This window comes from Microbacterium sp. (genome assembly GCF_041641055.1).
In the GTDB taxonomy this organism is placed as follows: domain Bacteria; phylum Actinomycetota; class Actinomycetes; order Actinomycetales; family Microbacteriaceae; genus Microbacterium.
Map to the genome: position 1 here is coordinate 52,648 of NZ_JBEPZB010000001.1, position 23,227 is coordinate 75,874.

At 69.7% G+C, this 23,227-nt stretch carries 24 protein-coding genes; 11 read left to right on the plus strand and 13 right to left on the minus strand.

Annotated elements, in window-relative coordinates; all coding sequences use genetic code 11:
• The first annotated feature begins 7 nt into the window (after nucleotides 1-7).
• The 4 genes from ACESK8_RS00255 (at nucleotide 8) to ACESK8_RS00270 (ending at nucleotide 4,649) form a co-directional block, all read left to right on the plus strand.
• Entirely contained in the window at nucleotides 8-1,264 is a 1,257-nt protein-coding gene (locus ACESK8_RS00255; RefSeq protein ID WP_372966779.1) for a hypothetical protein, read from the plus strand.
• Nucleotides 1,265-1,363: 99 nt separating this feature from the next.
• Nucleotides 1,364-2,236: a glucose-1-phosphate thymidylyltransferase RfbA gene (gene rfbA / locus ACESK8_RS00260; RefSeq protein WP_372966780.1), complete on the plus strand. Its 873-nt coding sequence runs from the start codon at nucleotides 1,364-1,366 to the stop codon at nucleotides 2,234-2,236.
• A complete protein-coding gene (gene rfbB, locus ACESK8_RS00265) occupies nucleotides 2,233-3,231 on the plus strand; it encodes a dTDP-glucose 4,6-dehydratase (RefSeq protein ID WP_372966781.1) in 999 nt (332 codons plus the stop codon). The genes rfbA and rfbB overlap by 4 nt, the downstream gene beginning before the upstream one ends.
• Nucleotides 3,231-4,649: a sugar nucleotide-binding protein gene (locus tag ACESK8_RS00270; RefSeq protein ID WP_372966782.1), complete on the plus strand. Its 1,419-nt coding sequence runs from the start codon at nucleotides 3,231-3,233 to the stop codon at nucleotides 4,647-4,649. Before rfbB ends, ACESK8_RS00270 begins: the two co-directional genes overlap by 1 nt.
• Before the next feature lie 4 nt (nucleotides 4,650-4,653).
• Here ACESK8_RS00270 and ACESK8_RS00275 read toward each other — a convergent pair whose 3' ends face one another.
• A complete protein-coding gene (locus ACESK8_RS00275; protein ID WP_372966783.1) occupies nucleotides 4,654-5,832 on the minus strand; it encodes a glycosyltransferase in 1,179 nt (392 codons plus the stop codon).
• Between the two features lie 164 nt (nucleotides 5,833-5,996).
• Here ACESK8_RS00275 and ACESK8_RS00280 point away from each other — a divergent pair, with 164 nt between their 5' ends.
• Nucleotides 5,997-6,458, plus strand: coding sequence for an adenylyltransferase/cytidyltransferase family protein (locus ACESK8_RS00280; RefSeq protein WP_372966784.1), 462 nt, complete (start codon nucleotides 5,997-5,999; stop codon nucleotides 6,456-6,458).
• 69 nt (nucleotides 6,459-6,527) lie between these two features.
• On the opposite strand, the gene ACESK8_RS00285 is transcribed toward ACESK8_RS00280, so the two are convergent.
• Nucleotides 6,528-6,920, minus strand: coding sequence for an SIP domain-containing protein (locus tag ACESK8_RS00285; protein ID WP_372966785.1), 393 nt, complete (start codon nucleotides 6,918-6,920; stop codon nucleotides 6,528-6,530).
• 105 nt (nucleotides 6,921-7,025) lie between these two features.
• On the opposite strand from ACESK8_RS00285, the gene ACESK8_RS00290 reads away from it, so the two are divergent.
• The 3 genes from ACESK8_RS00290 to ACESK8_RS00300 are packed head-to-tail and all read left to right on the plus strand — an operon-like array spanning nucleotide 7,026 to nucleotide 10,540.
• Nucleotides 7,026-7,289: a glutaredoxin family protein gene (locus ACESK8_RS00290; RefSeq protein ID WP_372966786.1), complete on the plus strand. Its 264-nt coding sequence runs from the start codon at nucleotides 7,026-7,028 to the stop codon at nucleotides 7,287-7,289.
• A gap of 37 nt (nucleotides 7,290-7,326) precedes the next feature.
• On the plus strand, nucleotides 7,327-8,718 hold the full coding sequence (locus ACESK8_RS00295; RefSeq protein ID WP_372966787.1) for an MFS transporter: 1,392 nt from the start codon (nucleotides 7,327-7,329) through the stop codon (nucleotides 8,716-8,718).
• Between the two features lie 55 nt (nucleotides 8,719-8,773).
• The gene (locus tag ACESK8_RS00300) at nucleotides 8,774-10,540 is read left to right on the plus strand and encodes an aldehyde dehydrogenase family protein (protein ID WP_372966788.1); all 1,767 of its coding nucleotides are present in this window, start codon (nucleotides 8,774-8,776) and stop codon (nucleotides 10,538-10,540) included.
• Nucleotides 10,541-10,582: 42 nt separating this feature from the next.
• Here the strand turns inward: ACESK8_RS00300 and pip are convergent, their stop codons facing one another.
• On the minus strand, nucleotides 10,583-11,551 hold the full coding sequence (pip, locus tag ACESK8_RS00305) for a prolyl aminopeptidase (protein WP_372966789.1): 969 nt from the start codon (nucleotides 11,549-11,551) through the stop codon (nucleotides 10,583-10,585).
• Nucleotides 11,552-11,600: 49 nt separating this feature from the next.
• Between pip and ACESK8_RS00310 the strand changes: the two genes are divergently transcribed.
• A complete protein-coding gene (locus ACESK8_RS00310; protein WP_372966790.1) occupies nucleotides 11,601-12,230 on the plus strand; it encodes a hypothetical protein in 630 nt (209 codons plus the stop codon).
• 9 nt (nucleotides 12,231-12,239) lie between these two features.
• Here the strand turns inward: ACESK8_RS00310 and ACESK8_RS00315 are convergent, their stop codons facing one another.
• A complete protein-coding gene (locus ACESK8_RS00315; RefSeq protein WP_372966791.1) occupies nucleotides 12,240-13,121 on the minus strand; it encodes a neutral zinc metallopeptidase in 882 nt (293 codons plus the stop codon).
• 51 nt (nucleotides 13,122-13,172) lie between these two features.
• Between ACESK8_RS00315 and ACESK8_RS00320 the strand changes: the two genes are divergently transcribed.
• A complete protein-coding gene (locus ACESK8_RS00320; RefSeq protein ID WP_372966792.1) occupies nucleotides 13,173-14,162 on the plus strand; it encodes a malate dehydrogenase in 990 nt (329 codons plus the stop codon).
• A 52-nt stretch (nucleotides 14,163-14,214) separates the two neighbouring features.
• Nucleotides 14,215-14,685, plus strand: a complete 471-nt coding sequence (locus tag ACESK8_RS00325; protein WP_372966793.1) for a recombinase family protein — start codon at nucleotides 14,215-14,217, stop codon at nucleotides 14,683-14,685.
• Between the two features lie 49 nt (nucleotides 14,686-14,734).
• Here the strand turns inward: ACESK8_RS00325 and ACESK8_RS00330 are convergent, their stop codons facing one another.
• The 9 genes from ACESK8_RS00330 to ACESK8_RS00370 form a co-directional block, all read right to left on the minus strand.
• Nucleotides 14,735-15,205 (minus strand): hypothetical protein, encoded by a 471-nt coding sequence (locus ACESK8_RS00330; RefSeq protein WP_372966794.1) that lies wholly within the window; start codon nucleotides 15,203-15,205, stop codon nucleotides 14,735-14,737.
• Nucleotides 15,205-15,690, minus strand: coding sequence for a DUF6301 family protein (locus ACESK8_RS00335; RefSeq protein ID WP_372966795.1), 486 nt, complete (start codon nucleotides 15,688-15,690; stop codon nucleotides 15,205-15,207). Before ACESK8_RS00335 ends, ACESK8_RS00330 begins: the two co-directional genes overlap by 1 nt.
• Nucleotides 15,691-15,727: 37 nt before the next feature.
• On the minus strand, nucleotides 15,728-16,630 hold the full coding sequence (locus tag ACESK8_RS00340) for a hypothetical protein (RefSeq protein ID WP_372966796.1): 903 nt from the start codon (nucleotides 16,628-16,630) through the stop codon (nucleotides 15,728-15,730).
• Nucleotides 16,627-17,058 carry a hypothetical protein gene (locus tag ACESK8_RS00345; RefSeq protein ID WP_372966797.1) on the minus strand — a complete coding sequence of 144 codons (432 nt, stop codon included), beginning with the start codon at nucleotides 17,056-17,058 and terminating at the stop codon, nucleotides 16,627-16,629. Before ACESK8_RS00345 ends, ACESK8_RS00340 begins: the two co-directional genes overlap by 4 nt.
• The gene (locus ACESK8_RS00350; RefSeq protein WP_372966798.1) at nucleotides 17,055-21,323 is read right to left on the minus strand and encodes a hypothetical protein; all 4,269 of its coding nucleotides are present in this window, start codon (nucleotides 21,321-21,323) and stop codon (nucleotides 17,055-17,057) included. The genes ACESK8_RS00345 and ACESK8_RS00350 overlap by 4 nt, the downstream gene beginning before the upstream one ends.
• 7 nt (nucleotides 21,324-21,330) lie before the next feature.
• On the minus strand, nucleotides 21,331-21,666 hold the full coding sequence (locus tag ACESK8_RS00355; protein ID WP_060928561.1) for a hypothetical protein: 336 nt from the start codon (nucleotides 21,664-21,666) through the stop codon (nucleotides 21,331-21,333).
• A complete protein-coding gene (locus ACESK8_RS00360) occupies nucleotides 21,663-22,112 on the minus strand; it encodes a WXG100 family type VII secretion target (protein ID WP_372966799.1) in 450 nt (149 codons plus the stop codon). Before ACESK8_RS00360 ends, ACESK8_RS00355 begins: the two co-directional genes overlap by 4 nt.
• Nucleotides 22,113-22,160: 48 nt before the next feature.
• On the minus strand, nucleotides 22,161-22,454 hold the full coding sequence (locus tag ACESK8_RS00365) for a WXG100 family type VII secretion target (RefSeq protein ID WP_060928559.1): 294 nt from the start codon (nucleotides 22,452-22,454) through the stop codon (nucleotides 22,161-22,163).
• Between the two features lie 114 nt (nucleotides 22,455-22,568).
• Nucleotides 22,569-23,216: a hypothetical protein gene (locus ACESK8_RS00370; RefSeq protein WP_372966800.1), complete on the minus strand. Its 648-nt coding sequence runs from the start codon at nucleotides 23,214-23,216 to the stop codon at nucleotides 22,569-22,571.
• Between the last annotated feature and the right edge of the window lie 11 nt (nucleotides 23,217-23,227).

Sequence of the window (23,227 nt, forward strand, 5' to 3'; positions counted from 1 at the left end):
CCGACGCATGCTCCAGGCGGAGAAGTACACCACGACGTCGATCATCGCCGCCGGTGCTGCCGCCGCATCCGCCATCCGCTACCAGTTCGGCCCCGGTGTGAGCCTGTCGCTGTTGACCGCGGTGGCCCTGCTCCCGGTGTGGTGGCCGGCGATGAAGCAGTTCCGCTTCGTCCGCCCGCTGCTCGGGCTGGCGGTCGTCGCCGCGGTCTGGGGCGCGGTGCTGACGAGCACGGAGACGATGCGACCGACATCCGCGTCACTCCTGCTCGAGCAGACGTTCACGCTGCTGTCCCTCGCGGGCGGGATCGGCACGCTGCTCTGGGCGCGCACCCAGCTCGGCATCGGCGGCACCGCCGTCGCCTTCGGCCTGGGCGCCCTGGCGAACGTCGCTCTCACCGGCGGCAACTCGGCGAACCTCTGGAAGTACTCGCTCGCGGTGCCGGTGATCATCATCGTCCTGGGCCTGACGTCGACGAGCGCGCGACGCTGGCTCGATCTGCTGGCGCTCGCCGTGCTCGCCGGGATCTGCCTGGTGTCGGACTCGCGCTCGATGACCTCGTTCCTGCTCCTGTCGGGGGTGATCGTGCTGTGGCAGTCCTTCATGCCGCCGGGGAGGAGACGACCCCGTCCGCTGCAGACGCTGCTGATGCTCGGGGTGCTCAGCCTGGGCGCGTTCAGCCTGCTGCAGGCACTCATCCTCGACGGCGCGCTCGGCGATGCCGCACAGCAGCGCACCCAGGCGCAGATCGACACCTCCGGATCCCTGATCGCCGGCGGCCGTCCCGAGCTCGGCGCAGCCACCGCGCTGATCTCCCATCGACCGCAGGGATTCGGGAGCGGCGTGCTCCCGACCTCGCAGGACGTCTGGATCGCCAAGACCGGGATGAGCGGCCTGAACTACGACCCGAACAACGGATACGTCGAGGGCTACATGTTCGGCGGTCAGTACGAGGTGCACTCGGTGCTCGGAGACATGTGGCTCCGCTTCGGACCTGTGGGGGCCGTCTTCGCGATCATGCTCGTCGCCTGCGCGGTCTACGCGGTCGCCCGCAGCGTCTCGATGCGCGCGGCGTCGGGGCTCGCGGTGCTGCTGACGCTGCTCGGGGCCTGGGACACCTTCTTCAGTCCGCTGCTCACGTCCTCCCGCACCCTCGCGCTGCTGTTCGCGATCACCGCGATCCCGGTGGCCGAGGTCATCAGACGGAAGGCGGCGTCGACGGCTCTTCTCACGCCGCTCTCGGTGCCTCCGCACTCGAACCGATAGAGTCGATCCGTACGACTGTGGGGGTCGTCGTGGATGGCGAGGGGAAGCCGTCCTCTGTGTGACGCCACCATGGACATCGACGTTTTCACGAGGGGGATCATGAAGGGCATCATTCTGGCGGGCGGTTCGGGCACTCGCCTGCATCCGATCACCCTCGGAGTCTCGAAGCAGCTCATCCCGGTGTACGACAAACCGATGGTCTACTACCCGCTGTCGACGCTGATGCTCGCCGGCATCCGCGACATCCTGGTGATCACCACGCCGCACGACGCCGCCCACTTCGAACGCCTCCTCGGCGACGGCTCGCAGTTCGGCATCTCGCTGACCTTCGCGCAGCAGGAATCCCCCGACGGCCTCGCCCAGGCCTTCACGATCGGCGCAGACTTCATCGGCGACGACAGCGTCGCTCTCGTGCTCGGCGACAACCTGCTGTACGGCCCCGGCCTCGGCACGCAGCTCAAGCGCTTCGCCGACATCGACGGCGGCGCCGTGTTCGCCTACTGGGTGGCCGAGCCGGAGGCATACGGCGTGGTGTCCTTCGACGGCGACGGACAAGCCGTCTCGCTCGAGGAGAAGCCGAAGGATCCGCAGAGCAACTACGCCGTGCCCGGACTCTACTTCTACGACAACGACGTCATCGAGATCGCCCGCACGTTGGCACCCAGCGCACGCGGCGAGTACGAGATCACGGACGTGAACCGCGAGTACCTCGAGCGCGGCAAGCTCCAGGTCGAGGTGCTTCCCCGCGGCACCGCATGGCTGGACACCGGGACGTTCGATCAGATGACGGATGCCGCCGACTACGTCCGCACGATGGAGCGTCGCACCGGCATGAAGATCGGGGTCCCGGAGGAGGTCGCCTGGCGACAGGGCTTCCTCACGGACGACGAGCTGCGCGACCGCGCGGACGCCCTGGTGAAGTCGGGGTACGGCTCGTACCTCCTCGGACTCCTCGAGAGGGGGCGCGCATGACCCGCCTGCTCGTGACCGGCGGTGCCGGCTTCATCGGATCCAACTTCGTGCACCACGTCGTCGCGCACACCGACGCGCACGTCACGGTGCTCGACAAGCTGACCTATGCCGGCAACCGCGCCTCGCTCGCCGGTCTCCCCGCCGACCGCGTCGAGCTCGTCGAGGGCGACATCGCGGATGCGGAACTCGTCGACTCGCTGTTCGCGGGCGTCGACGCGGTGGTGCACTACGCGGCGGAGTCGCACAACGACAACTCGCTGCACGATCCGCGTCCGTTCCTGGACACCAACATCATCGGGACGTACACGCTGCTCGAGGCGGCGCGCCGTCACGAGCGCCGGTTCCACCACATCTCGACCGACGAGGTCTACGGCGATCTCGAGCTCGACGATCCGCAGCGCTTCACCGAGAGCACGCCCTACAACCCCTCCTCGCCGTATTCGTCGACGAAGGCGGGGAGCGACCTGCTCGTGCGGGCCTGGGTGCGCTCCTTCGGCGTGCAGGCCACGATCTCGAACTGCTCGAACAACTACGGCCCGTATCAGCACGTCGAGAAGTTCATCCCGCGCCAGATCACCAACGTCCTGCGCGGCATCCGTCCCAAGCTCTACGGGGCGGGGCTCAACGTGCGCGACTGGATCCACGCGGACGACCATTCGTCCGCGGTGCTCACGATCCTCGAGAAGGGTGAGATCGGGGAGACCTATCTCATCGGCGCGGACGGCGAGAAGGACAACAGATCGGTGGTCGAGCTGATCCTCACGCAGATGGGCCAGCCGGCGGACGCCTACGACCACGTCACCGATCGTGCAGGACACGACCTTCGCTACGCGATCGACTCCACGAAGCTGCGCACCGAGCTGGGATGGCAGCCGCAGTACTCGGACTTCGAATCGGGACTCGCCTCGACGATCGACTGGTACCGCGCGAACGAGGACTGGTGGGCTCCCTCCAAGGACGCCACCGAGTCCTTCTACGCCGCCCAGGGACAGTGATGACGGAGTTCGGCAAGGCGCTCACCGTCACCCGCACCCCGATCCCCGGGCTGCTGCTGGTCGATCTGCCCGTGCACGGCGACTCCCGCGGCTGGTTCAAGGAGAACTGGCAGCGCGAGAAGATGGTCGCCGCCGGTCTGCCCGACTTCGGCCCCGTGCAGAACAACGTGTCGTTCAACGACGCGATCGGCACCACCCGCGGCATCCACGCCGAGCCCTGGGACAAGTGGGTCTCGGTGGCCACCGGCCGCATCTTCGGGGCCTGGGTCGACCTGCGCGCCGGCGACACCTTCGGCGCGGTGTTCACTGCGGAGATCGATCCGTCCAGGGCGATCCTGGTGCCGCGCGGGGTGGGCAACTCGTACCAGACCCTCGAGGCGGACACCGCATACACGTACCTCGTGAACGACCACTGGTCGCCGGACGCCGCGTACTCCTTCCTCAACCTCGCCGACGAGACCGCCGCGATCGCCTGGCCGATCCCGCTCGACCAGGTCGAGATCTCCCCCAAGGACCTCGCCCACCCGCGGCTCGCCGACGTGAGGCCGATCGGCCCTCGCACGACGCTGGTCATCGGATCCGCGGGGCAGCTCGGACTCGCTCTGCGTGCCGCCCTCGGCGATGCCTCGCACGTCGAGTACGCCACCAGGGAGGCCCTCGACCTCGCCGACCCCGACCTTCCGAACGCTCGCCGCTGGCGCGACTACGGCACGATCATCAACGCCGCCGCCTACACCGCGGTCGACCGGGCCGAGACGCCCGAGGGACGCACGCAGGCCTGGGCCGCGAACGTCGCGGGCGTCGCCGCGCTCGCGCGCATCGCGACGGAGAACGGCATCACGCTCGTGCACGTGTCGAGCGACTACGTGTTCGACGGGTCGACATCCGCGCCGTACCTCGAGGACGATCCGGTGAACCCGCTCGGCGTCTACGGGCAGACCAAGGCCGCCGGCGACGCCATCGTCGCGACGGTGCCGCGGCACTACGTCGTGCGGACCTCCTGGGTGATCGGCGAAGGACAGAACTTCGTGCGCACCATGGCGTCGCTGGCGGACAGAGGGATCGCACCCCGCGTCGTCGCCGACCAGATCGGACGCCTCACGTTCACCGACGACCTCGCCGCGGCGATCCTGCATCTGCTGGCCGCGGAGGCGCCTTTCGGGGTCTACAACGTCACCGGCGGCGGCGAGCCGCACTCGTGGGCCGACATCGCCCGCTCGGTCTATCGAGTGACGGGCCACGATCCGGCCGCGGTGAGCGATGTGAGCACGGCGGAGTACTTCGCCGGCAGCGAGGCTCCGGTCGCGCCCCGACCGCTCAACAGCGTGCTCGATCTCGGCCGCATCATCTCGACGGGGTGGACGCCCCGCGATGCGGACGCCGCGCTCGAGGCGTACCTCGCGGGCCCGGTCGACTGACGCGCTAGAGCTCGCCCGGCTTCATCGCCTCGGCATCGATCGCCCGGATGATGCGCAGCGCGGCGGTGTCGGGCTTCGGCTCGCTGCCGACCGGCTCGGTCCTCCTGCGGCGCTGCGGCGCGTACACGACCAGCGAGTGGAACAGGAACCGCGCGAAGAACGCGACGATCAGCGAGAGTCCCGTCGCGAGCACGCTGGAGATGTGCCAGGACTCGACCATCAGCGCCATCACCGGGATGCGCAGCGCGGCCTCGACATTGTTGAAGGTGAAGGATGCGGCGAAGCGACCGCCGAGCCCCCGGGCGTCGGTGCGCATGTCGGCGAAGACGAAGCGCTCCTGCAGGATGAAGTTGCCGATGATCGTGACCTCGGCACCGATGATCGCCGCCCAGATGTACGGCACACCGGTGGTCGTGAGCAGCCACATGATGCCGAGGTTGGCGAGGGCGCCGATCAGCCCGATCAGGGCGAACAGCGACATCTTGCCGAAGCGCAGTCGCGCCAGATGGGCGACGAAGGTGGCACCCTGCCGCAGGCTCGCCTTGGAGGTGCCGTGCCGACGCTCCGCGAACTCCATCGGGATCTCCGCGATGCGCAGATCGGTGCGGGCGAGGATCTCGAGCAGGATCTTGAAGCCCTGCGGCTTGAGGGCCGGCAGATCGAGGCGACGCCGATCGACGAGGAAGAATCCCGTCATCGGATCGGTGCTGCGCGCGAGTCGGATGGGGAACATCGCCCGCGTCAGCCACGTGGCGGCCCTCGACACCCCGAACCGCACGGCAGTCCCGAGGCCGCTGGTGTCCCCGCCCCCGATGTACCGCGACGCGGCGACGACATCCGCCTCACCCTCGTCGTGTCGACGCAGCAGCGCCGGAAGCAGCTCGGGCGGATGCTGCAGGTCGCCGTCCATCACGATGCACAGATCGGCGGATGCGGCCTGCAGGCCCACCACGACGGCGCCGCCGAGTCCGCCGGTGTTGTCGTCGCGGTGGATCACGCGGACCGGCAGCGGAGCGTCGGCGGCGACGCGATCGACCTCGGCGGCGGTGTCGTCGGTGCTGTCGTCGACGAACAGGATCTCCGCGTCATAGGCGGCGAGCGCGGTCGCGGTGCGGGAGACCAGCTCGGCGACGTTGTCGCGTTCATTGAAGGTCGGCACGATGACGGTGACCGCTGTCCTCACGCGCCTCCCCCTTCGGCTGTACCGGAATCCACTGCGGAGTCCATAGTTCCATGGGTTCCTATGGGCAGCGAAACCCGTACCTGCTAGGCTGGCCCGATGCGGCTGTGGGAGTCGCTGAGCGGATGGGGATCCGCTCTCTGGGGAATCACTGATCTGGGGAGATCATGGGGACGCGCATCGGCTACGCCGTTGGTGCCTTCGACTTGTTTCATGTCGGGCATCTGAACCTTCTTCGTCACGCCAAGCAGCACTGCGACATTCTCGTCGCCGGTGTCGTCAGCGATGAGATGCTGCGGCAGGTGAAGGGCATCGAGCCCGTCATCCCGACCGCCGAGCGGGCGGAGATCGTCCGTCACATCTCGTTCGTCGACGACGTCTACGTCGAGACGACTCCGTCGAAGATGGACTCCTGGCGCGAGGTGCAGTTCACGCACTTCTTCAAGGGCGACGACTGGCGCGGGACCGACAAGGGACTCCGCCTCGAGCGCGAGTTCGCCGAGGTCGGCGTCGAGGTCGTGTACTTCCCGTACACGGCGCACACGTCGAGCTCGTCGCTGCGTCGTGCCCTCGATGCAATCACGGCGGGTGCGAATCTCGGCGGCGCCCCCGTGCTCGCGACGCGCTGAGTCGAGTGCTCGCGACGCGCTGAGTCCAGTGCTCCCGACGCGCTGAGTCCAGCTCCCGACGCGCTGAGTTCAGTTCGTCACGCCGAGCAGGCTGCGCGCCATGCGGGCGACATGCGGCGGGGTGTGCGCCCCGAGCCAGACCGTCCACTGCAGCTGCGGTTCGCCGCAGGTCCATTCGACGCACCACGAGTGCACCGCGGTCGCGAGCCGCTCTCCCTTCGCATGCTGACGGACGCCGTCGCCACGCAGCAGCCACCGGACGGACACCCCTTCGGGCACGTCGATGTGGCGGAACTGGATGCGCGCGGATGCCTCGATGAGGATGACCCCTTCGGCGTCCCACGGCATGCGCGCCGCGATCGAGGCGATGGCACCGGCGTCGGTCGAATCACCGGCGATCAGCACGACACCCGCGATGTTCTCCCAGTCCGGATCCTCTACGTGCTCGCAGGCGGTGCTCATGCCTTCAGCATAGGTAAGGTAACCCTTACCTCGCAATGGCTTGCTGCCGAGACGGCAGGATCCGCTGTCGGCCCTCGCTCAGCCGGGCGGTTCTAGGCTGGATGCATGACCTCTCCTGCAGAATCCGCCATCACGATGTTCGGTGCCGACTGGTGCCGCGACTGCATCCGCACGAAGAAGCAGCTCGACTCGCTCGGCATCGAGTACACCTACGTCGACCTCGTCGCCGAGCCCGCGGCGGCAGACGTCGCGAAGGAGATCTCGGGCCGCACGAACATCCCCGTGGTGGTCTACCCCGACTCCTCGCACCACGTCGAGCCGTCGAACGCCGATGTCGAGGCGAAGCTGCGCGAGCTCTCGCTGATCTGACCGGAGGAGGCTCGTCGCGCACCGATACACTGGCGCGATGAGCACCGAGGCTCGGCCCGAACGAGCATCCGTCCGCCTGTCCGCGCGCACCATCGCGCTCTACGCGATCGGCTCGCTCGGCACCGGCGGCTACGCCACTCTGCCCGGGTTGGTGCTGACGTACTTCCTCACCGACAACCTCGGCGTCGCGGCCCTCGCCGCCGGCTTCATCGTGACCGCAGCCAAGATCTGGGATGTCGTGATCGATCCGCTGATCGGCGCGGCATCCGATCGCCAGTACCGCCGCGCCGGCTCACGCCGCGGCCTCATGGTGCTCGGGGCGCTCACGCTCCCGGTGTTCTTCGCCCTGACCTTCGCCGTACCGCCGTCGTGGGGGCCGGTCGCCGGGGCGATCTGCGTGCTCCTCGCCTTCCTCGGCACCGCCACCTCGTTCAGCCTCTTCCAGGTGCCGTACGTGGCGCTTCCCGCAGAGCTCACCTCTGGCTACGACGAGCGCACGCGACTGCTCGGCTGGCGCGTCGTCGTGCTGACGGCCGCGATCCTGCTGTTCGGCGCCGGCGGCCCCGAGCTGCGCCGCGCCGGCTCCGATCCCGTGTCCGGCTACCTGCTGATGGGCGTCGTGGCCGGTCTCACGATCGGCATCGGGATGCTCATCGCCTCGCGCGCGGCGGACGCTGCCGCGCCGCAGCGCACAGAGGCACCCTCGAAGGGCGGAGAACCGGTCGACACCCCGCCGACGCGCATCCGCGAGCAGTACTCCGCCGCACTGGACACTCTGCGGCGCAGTCAGCCGTTCCGCGCGCTGCTGGGCACGTTCCTGCTGCAGGCGCTCGCGACCGGCACGATGCTCGCCGCGGCGCAGTACGTCGCCACATGGGTGCTGCGCTCCGAGGACGCCGTGACGCTCGTCTTCCTCGCGCTGGTCGGCCCGGCATTCGTCGCCACCCCGGCATGGACCGCTGTCTCACGCCGCATCGGCAAAGAGCGGGCGTTCGCCATCGCGAGCACGGTCTTCCTCACCGCCGCGGCATCGCTCATCGTCGCCGCCTGGGTGCCTGGAGCATGGATGTACGGATCGATCGCCCTGGCCGGGATCGCGTATGCAGGGCTGCAGTCCCTGCCCATGGCCATGCTCCCCGATGTGATCTCCCACGATGAGCGCCGCAGCGGCGCCGGTCGGGCAGGCACCTTCACCGGCGTGTGGACTGCCGGCGAGACGATCGGCTTCGCGCTGGGCGCCACCGCGGTGTCGCTGACCCTCGCGGCGACCGGGTATGTCTCGACCGTCGCCGGGACCACCGCCACGCAGCCCGATACGGCCGTCACGGGCATCGTGTGGAGCTTCAGCATCCTTCCGGCTGTGCTGATGGCGGCGAGTCTGCTGACGCTGCGGCGCTACCGCCTGCGGCGCCACGACATCGACGCGTGAGGGACGCCTGAGAGGGACGCGGCCTAAGCTGGGATCCCGCCCGAAGGAGACGCCGATGACTTCTGCGACCACCCCGTCCACCACGACGAAGGCCGCGGCCGACGCCGCCGATCTCGGCGAGGCGGAACGGGAGCGCCTCGACGCCGCGATCGCCGAGCTGCACGTCGGAACGCGAACGTGGTCGGCTCTGACGCTCGCTCAGCGGGTCACGCTGCTGCAGGCGGTGCGCACGAGCGTCGCAGCCTCCGCCGAGGACTGGGCACAGACGGCCGCCGCCTCGAAGGGCCTGGACGGGCGGCATCCGCTGCGGGGCGAAGAGTGGCTCAGCGGACCGTACAGCGTGCTCGGGGCACTCGACGCCTACATCGAGACCCTCACGCGACTCGCGGACGGCACCAACCCCCTGGACGGTCTCACGGTCGGGCGGGCCCCGGGCGGTCGCACGGCGGTGCAGGCGTTCCCGCTCACCGGCATCGACCGCATCCTGCTCTCCGGCTACACCGGAGAGGTCTGGCTGAAGCCGGGAACGACCCCACGCGGCGCGCGCGCCGCCGCGGGTCTCGCGCAGCGCACCCCCACGGAGTCCGGCGGCGTCGGCCTCGTGCTCGGCGCGGGCAACATCACCTCGATCCCCGTGCTCGACGTGCTCTACGAACTCCTGGCCCACAACCGCACGGCCCTGCTCAAGGTCAATCCCACGCAGGATGCCCTGGTGCCGATCTACAAGCGCGCCTTCGCGCCGCTCATCGGTCCAGGGCTGCTGCGCATCGTGCGCGGCGGGCCAGCGGTCGGCGGCTACCTGACGACGCATCCCGACCTCGCGCACGTGCACATCACCGGCTCTGCCGCGACCTTCGACGCGATCGTCTGGGGCACCGGCGCTGCAGCGACGCGTCGTCGTCGCGAGAACCGCCCGCAGCTGAAGAAGCCCATCACGGCCGAGCTCGGCGGCGTCTCGCCCATCATCATCGTGCCCGGCGAGTGGACGGAGGCCGACCTCACCTACCAGGCCGAGCACGTCGCGACGATGCGGCTGCAGAACAGCGGGCACAACTGCATCGCGGGCCAGGTCGTCGTGATGTCCGAGGACTGGCCGCAGGCCGAGCAGTTCCGCATCGCGCTGCGCCGCGCCTACGCGCAGGCCCCGGAGCGACCGATCTGGTACCCCGGGTCACCCGCGCGGATGGACCTCGCCGCCGAGTCATACCCGGATGCGCTGGTGCTCGGCGATCGCGTGCTGGTCGAGCTGGACGAGGACGACGACGCCGGGGCGCTGCAGACCACCGAGTACTTCGCTCCGGTGCTCGGTGTGGTGTCGATTCCCGGCACCGGCCAGGCGTTCCTCGATGCGGCGGTCGCCTACGCGAACGACCGGCTGCAGGGCACGCTCGGCGCCAACCTGCTGATCGATCCGGCGACGGAGAAGTCACTGGGCTCCGGGTTCGGACGCGCCATCGCCGGGCTGCGCTACGGATCCATCGCGATCAACGGCTGGACCGCCTTCGGATTCATCACGCCGACGCTCACCTGGGGCGCGTACCCCGGCAGCACGATCGATGATGTCGGCAGCGGGATCGGAGTGGTGCACAACGCGCTTCTGCTCGACGACGTGGAGCGCTCCGCCATCCGAGGGCCGTTCCGTCCCTTCCCCCGGTCTCTGCCGGTGCTGAACGGCGGGGGGCGCCTCAGCATCCTTCCCAAGCCGCCGTGGTTCGTCTCCGCCCGGACGGGAGCGGCGGTCAGCGAGGGACTCACCCGGTACCGCGCGGACGGCGGCCTGATCGGCCTGCTGAAGACACTCGCGAAGGCGCTGCGCGCCTGAGAGCGCCGTCGTCAGCGCGCGGCGGTCGTCAGCGCGCGGTCGTCAGAGCGCGAATCGGTCGGTGGCCTCGCGCAGCGCGCGCTGGATGCCGGGCTCCGTGGCGGAGTGCCCGGCGTCGTCGACGACCACGAACTCCGCCTCCGGCCAGGCGGTGTGCAGGTCCCACGCGGTCATCATCGGCGTGCACACGTCGTGTCGCCCCTGCACGATCACGGCGGGGATGTGTCGGATGCGGTCGACGCCGGCGATCAGCTGCCCCTCGGTCCACCAGCCGCGGTGGACGAAGAAGTGGTTCTCGATGCGGGCGAACGCGGTCGCCGTCCGCGGAACCGACATGGCCTCGATCTGCGCGGCGTCCGGACGCAGGGTGACGGTCGACGCCTCCCACCGCGACCAGGCGAGGGCGGCCGGCTCGTACACGGCGGGATCGGGGTCGAACAGGCGTCGGTGATACGCCTCGATCATCCGCGACCTCTCGAGCACCGGGATGGGGGCGATGAACTCCTCCCAGAGGTCGGGGAAGAGAGCCGCGGCACCTCCTTCGTAGAACCACTCCAGCTCCTCCCGGCGCAGCGTGAAGATGCCGCGCAGGACGAGTTCGCTCACCGCCTCGGGATGCGCCTGGGCATAGGCGAGCGCGAGTGCGCTCCCCCACGAGCCTCCGAAGACCTGCCACCGGTCGATGCCGAGGTTCTTGCGCAGCAGCTCGATGTCGGCGATCAGGTGCGCGGTCGTGACGAAGCGGAGGTCGGCGTCAGCGGCGCTCGCGTGCGGGGTGCTGCGCCCGCAGCCGCGCTGGTCGAGGAGCACGATCCGGTAGACCTCCGGATCGAAGAAGCGGCGCTGCCACGCGGAGGTGCCGCTTCCCGGTCCTCCGTGGAGGAAGACCACGGGCTTGCCGTCGGGCGCTCCACTGATCTCCCAGTACATCCGGTGCCCGTCGCCGACGAGCAGCTCGCCGCTCTCATGCGGTTCGATCGGCGGATACAGCGCATCCAGGTTCATCGTCATCGACCCCCCGGTCAGAACAAGTCGTACGAGACCACGCTAGCGTGATCAGATGAGTTTCACGCCGCTGCGGTCGAAGTCCCGCGATCTCTCCGCCTGGTTCGCCACCCGCCCCGATCTGTTCGAATCGGAGCGCTCGCCGCGCAAGACCGCGACGTGGGGCATCATCGCGGGGATCATGGTGATCCTGGCCCTGCTGGTCTACCTCAATCCGCTCGCCACGGTTGAGACCCTGGGCGGTCGCATCCGCAGCGGACTGGCCATCGTCGCGGCGTTCGGAATGCCACCGGTGATCTTCGTGATCTGCCTCGTGATGATCTTCGTCGGCGCCAGGCGGTGGCGCGTCAAGGGTGGCGGAGTGCTGCGGAATGCGGTGATCCACGGCTACGCCGCCGGATTCCCGATCGAGCAGGTTCTGGCGGCTATCCGCACCGGGAGCGCGGACAGCGCAGGCGTGATCGCCGCGCTCGCTGCGCTGCAGAAGAACCGGGCAGACGAGCGACTGCTCACGATCTGGTCGTCGGAGGCGGACAGAGCGATGTATGTGGGCGTGCTCCGGGTCGACGGGAACAGGGTGTGGATCGACACCGAGCCCTTCGCCGTCGAGCCCGACCGCTACTTCGACGCCAGGAAGCACGACCTCGCCGCGACGCGCGGGCTCACCAGCATCGACGGCGTCTGACTCTCGAGGCTAGAGCTTGTCGCCCGACACGCTCAGGGGCTCCTCGCAGACGTCGAGGCCGTTCTGATAGCCGTTGGCGAACCAGAACTTCCGCTGCTCGCTCGTGCCGTGCGTGAAGCTCTCGGGGTTGACCGACCCCGACTGCTGCTGGATGTTGTCGTCACCCACGGTGTTCGCCGCGTTCAGCGCGTCGTCGAGCTCGGCGTCGGTCGGCGCCAGGAGGTAGGGGACGCCGTTCTTGTCCTTCTCCTTGGTCATCTGGCCGATCCATGCACCCGCGTAGCAGTCGGCCTGCAGCTCGATGCGCACGCCGTTGCTGTCAGGGCCGGTGCCGTTGTTCGGGTAGCTGTCCATGATCCCGCGGATGTACTGGATGTGATGGCCCCACTCGTGCCCCACGATGTAGAGCTGGGCGAGGTCGCCGGCGGATGCGCCGAACTGCTGCTGCATGAGGTCGAAGAACGTCGGGTCGATGTACACCGTCTCGTCCGGCGGGCAGTAGAAGGGTCCGACCGCATTGGAAGCCGTGCCGCACGAGGTCGAGGTCGCCCCGTCGACGATGACCAGCTGCGGGGGACGGTAGTCGCCGATGTAGTCCTCCCAGAAGCCGTCCAGCGCGAGCTGCGAGGCTGCCACACGGCAGTCGACGTTCTCGTTCGCATCCTCACCCGTCAGGCAGTCCTCGATCACGCTGCCGCCGGCGGGCTCGCTGCCACCGCCGGTCGCACCTCCGCCCCCGAGAAGGCCTGTCAGGTCGATGCCCAGCAGCGGACCGGCGATGAGCGCGATGATGCCGAGCAGTCCGACACCGCCGGCACCTGCCACGACGGCGCCGCGTCCTCGACGACGGGCGGTGTTGCCGGAGACATCGGCATCGGGATTGAACGTCATGCCATGAGGGTACTCCGCGCCACGGCATCCCCCGAGTCGTAGGCTCGTGTCATGACGACCACGATCACGCTGACCGGTGCCGGTGGACAGATCGGATACGCGCTGCTCTTCCGCATCGCGGCCGGGGACCTGCTCGGTCCCGACGAGAAGGTACGGCTGCGGCTGCTCGAGATCCCGCAGGGGCTCGGCGCGGCGGAGGGCGCCGCCCTCGAGCTGCAGGACGGCGCGTTCGGCCTGCTCGAGCACGTCGAGGTGACGGATGACCCCGCCGTCGGCTTCGAGGGTGCGGACCTCGCGCTCCTGGTCGGCGCCCGTCCACGCGGACCCGGCATGGAGCGCGGCGACCTGCTGGCGGCGAACGCGGGAATCTTCGGGCCGCAGGGCGCCGCGATCGCCGCGCACGCTGCAGAGGGCGTGCGCGTCACCGTCGTCGGCAACCCCGCGAACACGAACGCGCTGATCGCCGCGGCATCCGCCGACGGCGTGCCTGCGGAGCGGTTCAGCGCCCTCACCCGCCTCGACGAGAACAGAGCGCGCGCACAGCTCGCGCAGACGCTCGCCGTGCCGGTCGACACGATCCGCCGGCTGCCCATCTGGGGCAACCACTCGGCGACGCAGTTCCCGGACGTCTCGCACGCGACGGTCGGCGGGGAGCCGGTCGTCGCCGCCCTCGAGGCCATCGTCGGCGACGTGCCGACCTGGCTCGACGAGACCTTCATCCCCCGCGTCGCGAAGCGCGGTGCGGAGATCATCCAGGTGCGTGGTTCGTCGTCGGTGGCCTCCGCCGCGAACGCCACGATCGAGCACGTGCGCGACTGGGTGCAGGGGACCGAGGACTGGACCTCCGCCGGTGTCGTCTCGCACGGCGAGTACGGCGTGCCCGAGGGCCTCATCTCCTCGTTCCCGGTGCGATCCGTCGACGGAGGATGGCAGATCGTCGAAGGTCTCGAGGTGAGCGACTGGGCCCGCGCGCGCATCGATGCGTCGGTCGCCGAGCTGGTCGACGAGCGCGAAGCGGTGCGATCGCTCGGGCTGCTCTGAAACGTCACCGCGGAGGCTCCGATCAGGGCAGAATGGATGCCGGAGGTGCGCGATGAGCGAGGCGATCGATCCCATGAAGGCGACGGCATCCGTCGATGAGGCCCTGACGAGCCCGCTGCACCTGCCGCACGCGGCCGCCGAGTGCCCGAAGTGCTTCACCGAGCTGCAGCAGAACCGCGATTTCTGGCTCGCCCGCCCGGACGGCTCCCGCCTGGTCGGTCTCGTGGTCTCCCGCGACGGCATGCCGTCGGTCGTCGAGCAGCGGGATGATCTGACGCGGTTCGGCGTTCCGATCGAAGGCTTCCGTCACCCCGCGCCCGACATCCTGGAGAGCTGGAGCGACCGCCTCTCGCGGCTGATCGCCACGCTCAAGACCGGCGACGTCCTCGTCGTCGCGAACATCCACGCGCTGGGGCGCGACGCCGATGAGGGCGCGCGTACCGCGAAGGAGCTGCGGCGGCACGGCATCATCGTCAAGGTGCTCAGCCACAACGCCCGGCACCTGGCCGACGCGGCCCGCTGACCGGCTTCGCGGACGAAGCCCCTGAGATGGGGCTCTTCCGCTGGCACCCTCAGACGGAGGCGATCCCCAGCGCGTCGAGCTCGAGCGACTCCGCTCCGCGGTCGAGGCGGCCGATCTGCTCGGCCGTCCACGTCTCGCCCGTCGGCATCTGCTCACCCTCGCGCCAGGCGCGATAGGCCAGCTCGTCCGGACCGTGGATGCCGTACGCATCCCGCAGTGCGACGACGCAGCGCGCCGCCAGCTCCTCGTACTCGGCCGTGAGGGCAGGGAGGACCAACGAGGACGACCAGTTCGGCTGCGCACTGTTCGGAGCCGACCACCCGGCGCCGCGCAGAGCCGACTCGTCGGCATCCGCCACGACGTCCGTCGCCGGCGCCTCTGCATCCAGCCGGTCGCTCTGGCCGGCGAACTGCACGTATCGCGCGGGATCGGACTCCGACGCGATGATCAGGAACACCCGATCCGACACCTGGCGGAACGTGGACGCGAGACGCTGCCCGAACTCATCCCAGTCGGACATCAGCGGTCGCCCAGCTTGCGCTCGACCTCGGCACCCTGCGGTGTCTCGAAGCGCGCGGACAGCCCCTTCGGGGCGAAGTTGAAGGTCACCCGCGCACCGCCGGCGACGTCCCAGCGCGCAGACACGGTGTCCTTCACCTTCAGGTTCTTCGGGTCGCCCCATCGCGACGACCCCTCTCGCACCATCAGCGTGAACGCATCGCCGAGGAACGCCGTCGACTCCTCCGTGACTTCGCGGATGGTGTCGGAGATGTCGAGGGTCAGGTGCATCATCCGGCCGCGCGAATCGGTGGTCATCACATCGGTGAACGTGAAGTTCGAGACCGTGTTCATCAGGTACGGCGTCCCGTTCTCGACCTCGATGGTCCACCCGAAGCGCTCGACGGCGAGCTTCTGGGTCTCGTCCTGCGTCAGCGGCCACGGAGCGGCGATCCAGAAGTCCATCAGGTCGCAGACCTCGGTCGGGGTCATCACTTTCCAGCTCATACAAGAACCCTATCGATCACGTGCGGCGGAAGAAGGATCACTGTGCGGCATCCGCGGCGGCCGTCGCTGCCGGGATCTCGGTCTGCTCCTCACCGAGGTCGCGGACCTCGCCGGCATCGACGACACCCTCGTACACGCCCGCGTCGGTCTTCGTGAGCCCGAGGGACTCAGCGTCGATCGCATCGTGCCCGAGGAAGACGATGTGGGCGCGGTCGCCCGACTCACCCCGTTCGATTCCGACGAGCTGCACGCGGCGGTTGCGCCAGCGCCCCAGCACGCGAACGGCGAAGAGGCGATCGATCTCGCCCTCGGTCGCCGTGCGCCACCAGACACCGCGAGACGACTGCCGCATGCCCTCGCGCTCGTCGGGAGCGCACACGATCGCCGTCCCGTCGGGAAGCAGGTCGGCCAGCATCCGCTCTCCCGCGATCTCGGCCCACACTCCGACGAGCTCGGGAGAGCGCGGCGGGACGGGCTGAAGGACGAAGTCCGGTCGGGTGGACACCCACCCCTCGGCGACGTGCGCATAGCCGGCGAGGATCTCCTCGCGACCGTCCGCGTGCGTCCGCCACAGGCTCGTGCCCGCCGGGAGAGCGCTGGGCGCGAGCCACCAGTACGGCACCATGGCGGAGGCGCTCTCGACGAACCCGGTGCCGCTGAGCGGAGGGTGATCCCGGAAGGGCGGGATGACATCGCCGGTCCCGGGCGACTCGAGAGCGAGGTAGGACGCGGCGGGGATCCGGAGCGTGTCGATGGAGGGCGCGTCTGCGCTGAAAGGGGAGCCGGGGTAGGCGAGCCCGAGCTCGGCGAACAGCGCGGCGGGCGTGGTCGCCGCGACCACATCGTCGCGACGGACGACGTACCCTGCGACCCAGCCGATTCCCTGGCTCAGCCACGCACGACCTCGCGCGGGCGTCACTGCCAAGATCAGTTCGGTCATCGTCTTCCTCCGGGGTCGGCCCCTAGCCACGGTGCGGGAACCGGGGTGCGCGTCTCGGTGATCCTCAGATCCCGATCGTTCGCCGGGATGAGCTTCACCCAGGCATCGCGCTCAAAGCTATCAAACCCGTTGTCCCGCGCTCGCGGATCCTTCGTGACCGCCATGACGCGGCCCTGATTGCTCGGCGAGATCTCCACCGGGATACCGCGGTACGACCCGGAGTGGGAGATCCGGAAGCACTCGAGCTTCTCCTTCGGATCCACCTTCCGCTCGAAGCGTGCAGGAGCATTCTTCGTGAACGCCGCCTCGTCGAATCCGGGCGTCGCCCTGTCCGTCTGCAGCACCCACCCCGAACCCTTGCGGACCAGCCGGTAGTCGACGCCCTTCCACCGGGCGTGGAGGCCCCGCTTCTCCAGCGCGTCGGTCACGAGCCGGAGCCGGGGCTGAAGAATCCGCGACCGGGGACGTATATGCCCACCAGGCGGGGGCCATCAGGGCCGACCGCCCACAGACGCGCTCCTGCCGACAGATCCATCCGCGCGGATGCCTCGTACTCCGGCCGCCACACGTCGTCGCGGTTCAGCAGGAAGCCGGATCCGGCGAACGGCTGGTCGTACTCCGCCGTGCCGTCGAACTCCGGCGAGAACGGCACGCCGAGGAGGTCGACGTCGTCGGTCTGGAACTCGATGAAGCCGTAGGAGTCCGCACCCGGCGCCGTGTACGGGTTCACCTGGCCGCTGTTGGGCGTGTAGTCCAGGCGAGCATCGGCCACGACCTGGTCGAGTCCGGCCCACGGATTCAGGTCGCTCGCGCGGGCGACGAACCCGCCGACCTGCGGCCCGTACTGACCGTACTGGTAGCGGCTGACGTCGTCGAACGGGATCACCTTCACCAGTCGGGTGTCGGGTGTGGGCGCATCGATGAGACCGCGCAGCTCGAGGAGCTGAGCGCGCTGATCCGCCGAGAGCTGCGACGCCGGCGTGTGCCGGAGGTCGTGCAGATCCTGGTTCGACAGACCGTTCGCCTCGGCGAACTCACGGATGATCTGGTCGGAGCTGCGGTCGGGCCCGTCGCCGTGGCCGGCGCCGTTCGTCGGATCGACGGGGTCGCCGCCGTCGCCGGGGCCGCCGACGCCGCTGCCGCCGTCGAGGTCGTCGCCGTCGGTGTCGTCGCCGTCGGTGCCGTCGCCGTCGATGGAGGACTCGCCATCCGTCGCGCCGGCATCCTGTGTCGTGTCGCCACCGTGAGCGGCCTCAGGACCGGCGGTCGTCGGCTCAGGCGCGTCGGTCGTCGCCTCAGCGGCGGTCGTCGGGTCAGGGGCGTCGGTCGTCGCCTCAGCGCGCGCGGTCGTCCCGTCAGCGCCGGGGGTGGTCCGCTCAGCGCCCGCCGGGGACGCGGCCGGGTCGTCGGAGCCGGGCACGCGGACCTGGCTGCGATCGATCTGGAAGTCCGTGACGCGGATGGTGCCGTCCGGTCGCGCCTGGACGAGCTCGTAGCGCACGTCGAGCGTGCCGTTGCGGATCGCCTCGACCACGCGCGGGTCGGCGTCAGGGCTCTGCATGTAGGCGTCGAGACTGTCTGCGAGGCGGGTGTCGCGGCCTGCGATGTCGTTGAGGTACGCGGTCGTGCCCTGCTCGGCGCGGACGCCGTCGACGGTGCGATAGCCGAGCGACGAATTGCCGCCCTTCGCCTCGTAGACGTGCAGCGTCGGCGACGGGTCGCCCGTGATGGTCACGTGGTCGAACTGGCCGGCGCCTGCGCCGCCCGGCGGGATCAGCGTGGTCTCTCCACGAGCCGCCGACACGGCGCCGGCCGCCTGGTCGCCCAGCTCCTCGGACGAACCTCGGAGATCGGCCAGAGCGTCCCGCTCGGCGGTGATGGCCCTGTCGAGCTCGGCCTGCTGCCGAGGCGAGATGACGCCGTCCCTCTTCAGGGTCTCGAGCGTCGTTTGCACGTCGTGCGAGGAGCCGTCGAGCAGGCGGGGGTCGATCCCCGCAGCATCCGCCAGCTCGTCGACGCGAGCCGCGGCGGCGTTCGCATCGGCCTGCAGGTCGGCGCGAGCGTCGACCTGCGACTGGTGCGCCGTCTGAGCATCTCCGTCGAGCCCGACCTCCGTCGTGTCGCCTCGGACGGCCCGATCGACGGGGAGGTCGTTGACATCCGGTCGGTTGTGGTCGGGCACGAACTGGTGCGTGTCCTCGTCGTGCAGCCGACCGGCGCGGTCACGATACGTGTCGTCGGGGTCGCCGGCGAGAGTGCGACGACCGTCCTCACGCTCGAGGTAGTCACGTCCGTGCGCATCCTGCGCGGGTCCGCCGTCGCCCCACTGCTGGGTCGACTGATCGCCGGTCGACGACGTCGAATCGGTCGGAGTGTGCACCGGGGCGTCGTCGCTGTCAGCGCCGTCAGCCGTCGGGTCCGCGCCGTCGCCGTCGCCGTCCGCCGTGCTGTCACCCGCGTCGGCATCCGCGCCGTCCGCCGTGGGGTCGACACCGAGGTCGCCATCAGGATCCACGGGTGGAGGTCCATCGACTCCGGCATCCGGGTCGGTCGACGTCGAGGAGTCGCCCGTCGACGTCGAGTCGCCGCCGGTGCCGACCGGGGCTGCCGGAGCCTCCGGCGTGGTCGACGTGCTGCCGCCGGCGCCCGTGCTGGACGAGTCGCCGCCAGCAGGAGTGTTCTCGGGAGCAGGAGTGTTCTCGGGAGCAGGAGTGTTCTCGGGAGCAGGAGTGTTCTCGGGAGCAGGAGTGTTCTCGGGAGCAGGAGTGTTCTCCGGCGCAGGAGTGTTCTCCGGCGCAGGAGTGTTCTCCGGCGCAGGCGTGTTCTCCGGCGCAGGCGTGTTCTCCGGCGCAGGAGTGTTCTCCGGCGCAGGAGTGTTCTCCGGCGCAGGCGTGTTCTCCGGCGCAGGCGTGTTCTCCGGCGCAGGAGTGTTCTCCGGCGCAGGCGTGTTCTCCGGCGCAGGAGTGTTCTCCGGCGCAGGCGTGTTCTCCGGCGCAGGCGTGTTCTCCGGCGCAGGAGTGTTCTCCGGCGCAGGAGTGTTCTCCGGCGCAGGCGTGTTCTCCGGCGCAGGAGTGTTGTCGCCGCCTGCGTTGGTGTGACCACCGTCGCCACCGCTGCCGCTGTTGCCGCCACTGCCGCTGTTGCCGCCGTCGCCGCCGCCGTTGCCCTCGGGCGTGACGTGGATGTCGGTCGCCGTGGGAGCGTCGCCGTGGTTCGAGGAGGCCGAGCCGCCCTCGCCACCGCTGCCGCCGACGTCGCCGCCCTGGCCGCTGGGGCCGTCGTAGTCGGAGCGCGGAGCTCCTCCGCCGTCGCCGCCCGAGGCGTTCGCCGCATCGCCGGTGCCCGAAGGCCCGTCGTAGTCGTTGACGTGCACGCCGCCACCGCCGCTGCCGCCCGAGGCCGCGCCCGGGTTGCGGCGTCCGGGCAGACGCGCGGAACCTGCGACGCCGAGACCCGCGCCCATGGCGATGGAGGCGGCGGTGATCTCCTCGCCGCGCACCGCCGAGTCCACAACCGTGCTTCCGGCACCACCGGTACCGTTCGCCAGAGCCTGGACGGCGAACCGCTCACCGGCCCGGCCGAACGGGGCCACGATCCCGGCGGCGATGGAGCTTCCTGCGAATCCGGAGAGGAACGCGGCACCGTAGTTGGCCTCACTGCCCTGGACGGTCTCGGCAAGCACAGACGATGCCGTGCCGGACACGATCTCGATGCCCGCCTTGGTCAGTTTCGGGAACCGGGCTCCGGCCCGGACGAGCCCGGGGATGATGCCATGGAGGCGGGACGCGAGGCGTCCGGCCGTCGCCACGCACCGGGCGACGAGGCCGCCGATCCTGGCCGCGATGACGCCGATCCGAGCCGTGATGGCCGCGGCGCCGGCGACACCCGCGGCGCCGAAGGTCACGAACGACAGAGCGAAACTGAGTCCCGCACCCGCGATGACCTCGATCACCAGCTGGGCGATCATCTGACGGGTCTCCTCGAGGGTGTCCCGGATGGTCGTCGCGTACTCCCGGCAGATGTTGTCGATCTGGCCGATGCCCTCGTCGTCGCTGAGGAAGATCGTCAGCCCGTCGGCGAAGTCGTCGATCTTCTGCTGGATCGCCGCGATCTCGCCGCTCTCGATGCCCGCGAGCACGTTGTCGCCGAGACGGATGTCGGTGCGCAGGCTCCGGATGTCGCTGAGGATGCCGGCCCAGGCGGTCCCTGCGGCCTCGAGCTGCTCGGGGTCGCCGTCGGGGAACAGCGTGCCGATGAAGTTGAGGATCTGGTCCCACACCCAGACAGCCGCGCTGTCGAGGCCCTGGACCATGGTGTCCGGCCGGCCGCCGAAGGCGGAGGGCGGCGGTGCGACGGAGGACTCGGCGATCGCCGGTCGCAGCACGAACGCGGACGAGGCGTCGTAGACGATGCGCTCGGCGTTGGCGTTGGCCTGCGCGTGGGTGCCACCCGATGCCATCAGCGTGCGGTCGAGACCGCGGGTCGCGACGGCGATGTCGTAGAGCGTCTGGAGGGCCGCTGCGGCCATCGCGTCGTAGGACTCGGCGAAGGACTCTCCGCCGGGGTCGGTGCCGGCGATGCCGCCGAAACCGCTGAGCGAGCCGCGCGCCTCGATGGCGTAGTTCAGGGCCTGCTGGGAGATGGCGTCGTATGCGTCTGCTGCCGCGGAGAACTTCGCGGGATCTATTCTCACCATCGGATCACACCGCCGTGGATCCGCCGCCGCCGCCGGCGCCACCGCCGCCGCCGCCCCACATGCTGCCGACCGACGACTGCGCGGACTCGTACTGCGTCGCGGCGTCGCCCGCCCAGGTGGCGAGGTACTCGGCGTAGGAGGTGAGGATGGTGGCGCCGACCTGCCAGGTCTGCACGCAGTTGACGAACTCGGTGTTGGCGATACCGCTCCACTGCGCGCTGACGGCGCCGGTGGCGCTGGCGGCGTGGGCCTGCAGCTCGCTGCAGTATCCGTGCAGCTGCTTCAGCGCGGACTCGAGTCCGCGGATGTCAGCCGTCTCGTACGTGTGCAGGCCGCTCATGCGCTGTCTCCCCTGGTGGCACTGGCGTCGATGGTGACGTCGGCAGGCATGGCCTGCACGTTCTCGGTGACGAAGGTCGCCTGCGTCGCCGACGCCTGCGCACTGCCTCCGCTGCTGTTTCCCCCGGTGCCGGGCACGCGGATGCTGACGTTCGACGAGCGCGATGCCGCAGTGAGCTGCGCCTCATTCCCGTCGTAGGTGCTCTGACCGCTCTGGAGCCGCACCGCGATGCTCATCAGCGCTTCGCGGGTCACCCCGGCGCTGGTGAGGAACCCGGTCCATTCTTCGAGGAACGCGTCGGCCGCGCTCCCCGTCCAGGTCGATCCGACCACGGCGTTCACCGCGGCGGTGACCTGCGCGAGCTGCGCATCGAACTGCGCGACCGCACCGGTCATCGACGACGCCGAGAACCCCAGCGCCGGTGTGGACACATGGAACTGCACCACGAGGCACCCCCCTCACATCAGCAGACCCGGCGCACCGGGTGGAAGAACTTAGGAACGGAAGCTGTTGCCGATGTTGTTCTCGGACTCCTCGTAGGCGAGCGCTGCCTTCGAGAGCTGGTCGCTGATTCCGTTCAGCGATTCCTTGAGCTGGATGCCCGCGGCGTCCCACTGCTCGTAGAGCTCGTTGAACGTCTGCGAGGCGGATCCGCCCCAGTCGCCGGCGATGAGTCCCTGCACGAGCGACTTGAGGTTTCCGAGCTGCGACTCGATCGACGTCGCACCCGATGCGAGCTGGTTCGCGACGCCCGCGAGCGACTCGGAAGTTACCTTGATCTCAGCCATGTCATACCCCCTGCTTTATGCGGCGATGCCGCGGAATTGGTCCGGGTACATTCGTAACACACGAGAGGGTCCCGAGCCGATGGGGAGAACTCCCCATCCATGCTTCCGACGGCGTCAGGAGATGCGCAGGACGGCGTCTCCGAGCAGCAGCCGATCTCCCGCGACGAGCGCGCTCGGAGTACCGGAGACGAGTGCGTACTGCACTCCGTCCCGCTCGAGGAGAGTGCCGTTCGCCGAACCCGGATCGGTCGCGATCACGGCGCCGGCTGCCGGGGCGAGCACGAGATGCACGCGGGACATGGCTCGCTCCGGATCGTCGAGACGGAAGGGGACGCCCTGGTATGCCGCGGCACCGCGCCCGGGCGAACGCCCGAACACGAGCACCTGATCGAGTCCGAGCAGTCGGCCGTCCGGCAGCGTCACCGTCGTCGGGATGGCCGGAGCTGCCGGTGAGACCTGCGGCTGCGGCGCGGACTGTGCGGGCGCGTTCTGCGGTGCCGAAGCGTTCTGCGGTGCGGGCGTCTGTGGAGGCCCTGCGACTGCCTGCGGCGCGGGCTCGGGGGTGAGCGGTGCGGGAAGCGGGACCGGCGGAAGCGGCTCGGAGGGGCGCTGTTCGACGGGCGCTCCCGACGAGGTCGACGCGGCACCGCCGGGGAAGGGCGGCACGACACTTCCGGACATCCCGATGAGCTGTCCGCACGACGGGCAGAACATGCTGTCCGGTCGCACGGCCTCGCCGCAGAACCGGCACTGAGTGCTCATCGACTGTCTCC

Bases quoted from the DNA above. Each gene is read 5' to 3' on its own strand.
- pip (WP_372966789.1), bottom strand. From the start codon at position 11,551: ATGACGATGAACCTGGATGCGCTGTATCCGCCGATCGAACCGCATGAG.
- ACESK8_RS00315 (WP_372966791.1), bottom strand. From the start codon at position 13,121: ATGACGTTCAATCCCGATGCCGATGTCTCCGGCAACACCGCCCGTCGT.
- ACESK8_RS00255 (WP_372966779.1), top strand. From the start codon at position 8: ATGCTCCAGGCGGAGAAGTACACCACGACGTCGATCATCGCCGCCGGT.
- ACESK8_RS00335 (WP_372966795.1), bottom strand. From the start codon at position 15,690: ATGAGCTGGAAAGTGATGACCCCGACCGAGGTCTGCGACCTGATGGAC.
- ACESK8_RS00300 (WP_372966788.1), top strand. From the start codon at position 8,774: ATGACTTCTGCGACCACCCCGTCCACCACGACGAAGGCCGCGGCCGAC.
- ACESK8_RS00280 (WP_372966784.1), top strand. From the start codon at position 5,997: ATGGGGACGCGCATCGGCTACGCCGTTGGTGCCTTCGACTTGTTTCAT.
- rfbA (WP_372966780.1), top strand. From the start codon at position 1,364: ATGAAGGGCATCATTCTGGCGGGCGGTTCGGGCACTCGCCTGCATCCG.
- ACESK8_RS00285 (WP_372966785.1), bottom strand. From the start codon at position 6,920: ATGAGCACCGCCTGCGAGCACGTAGAGGATCCGGACTGGGAGAACATC.
- ACESK8_RS00295 (WP_372966787.1), top strand. From the start codon at position 7,327: ATGAGCACCGAGGCTCGGCCCGAACGAGCATCCGTCCGCCTGTCCGCG.
- ACESK8_RS00270 (WP_372966782.1), top strand. From the start codon at position 3,231: ATGACGGAGTTCGGCAAGGCGCTCACCGTCACCCGCACCCCGATCCCC.
- ACESK8_RS00330 (WP_372966794.1), bottom strand. From the start codon at position 15,205: ATGTCCGACTGGGATGAGTTCGGGCAGCGTCTCGCGTCCACGTTCCGC.
- ACESK8_RS00355 (WP_060928561.1), bottom strand. From the start codon at position 21,666: ATGAGCGGCCTGCACACGTACGAGACGGCTGACATCCGCGGACTCGAG.
- ACESK8_RS00310 (WP_372966790.1), top strand. From the start codon at position 11,601: ATGAGTTTCACGCCGCTGCGGTCGAAGTCCCGCGATCTCTCCGCCTGG.
- ACESK8_RS00325 (WP_372966793.1), top strand. From the start codon at position 14,215: ATGAGCGAGGCGATCGATCCCATGAAGGCGACGGCATCCGTCGATGAG.
- ACESK8_RS00290 (WP_372966786.1), top strand. From the start codon at position 7,026: ATGACCTCTCCTGCAGAATCCGCCATCACGATGTTCGGTGCCGACTGG.
- ACESK8_RS00340 (WP_372966796.1), bottom strand. From the start codon at position 16,630: ATGACCGAACTGATCTTGGCAGTGACGCCCGCGCGAGGTCGTGCGTGG.
- rfbB (WP_372966781.1), top strand. From the start codon at position 2,233: ATGACCCGCCTGCTCGTGACCGGCGGTGCCGGCTTCATCGGATCCAAC.
- ACESK8_RS00370 (WP_372966800.1), bottom strand. From the start codon at position 23,216: ATGAGCACTCAGTGCCGGTTCTGCGGCGAGGCCGTGCGACCGGACAGC.
- ACESK8_RS00365 (WP_060928559.1), bottom strand. From the start codon at position 22,454: ATGGCTGAGATCAAGGTAACTTCCGAGTCGCTCGCGGGCGTCGCGAAC.
- ACESK8_RS00320 (WP_372966792.1), top strand. From the start codon at position 13,173: ATGACGACCACGATCACGCTGACCGGTGCCGGTGGACAGATCGGATAC.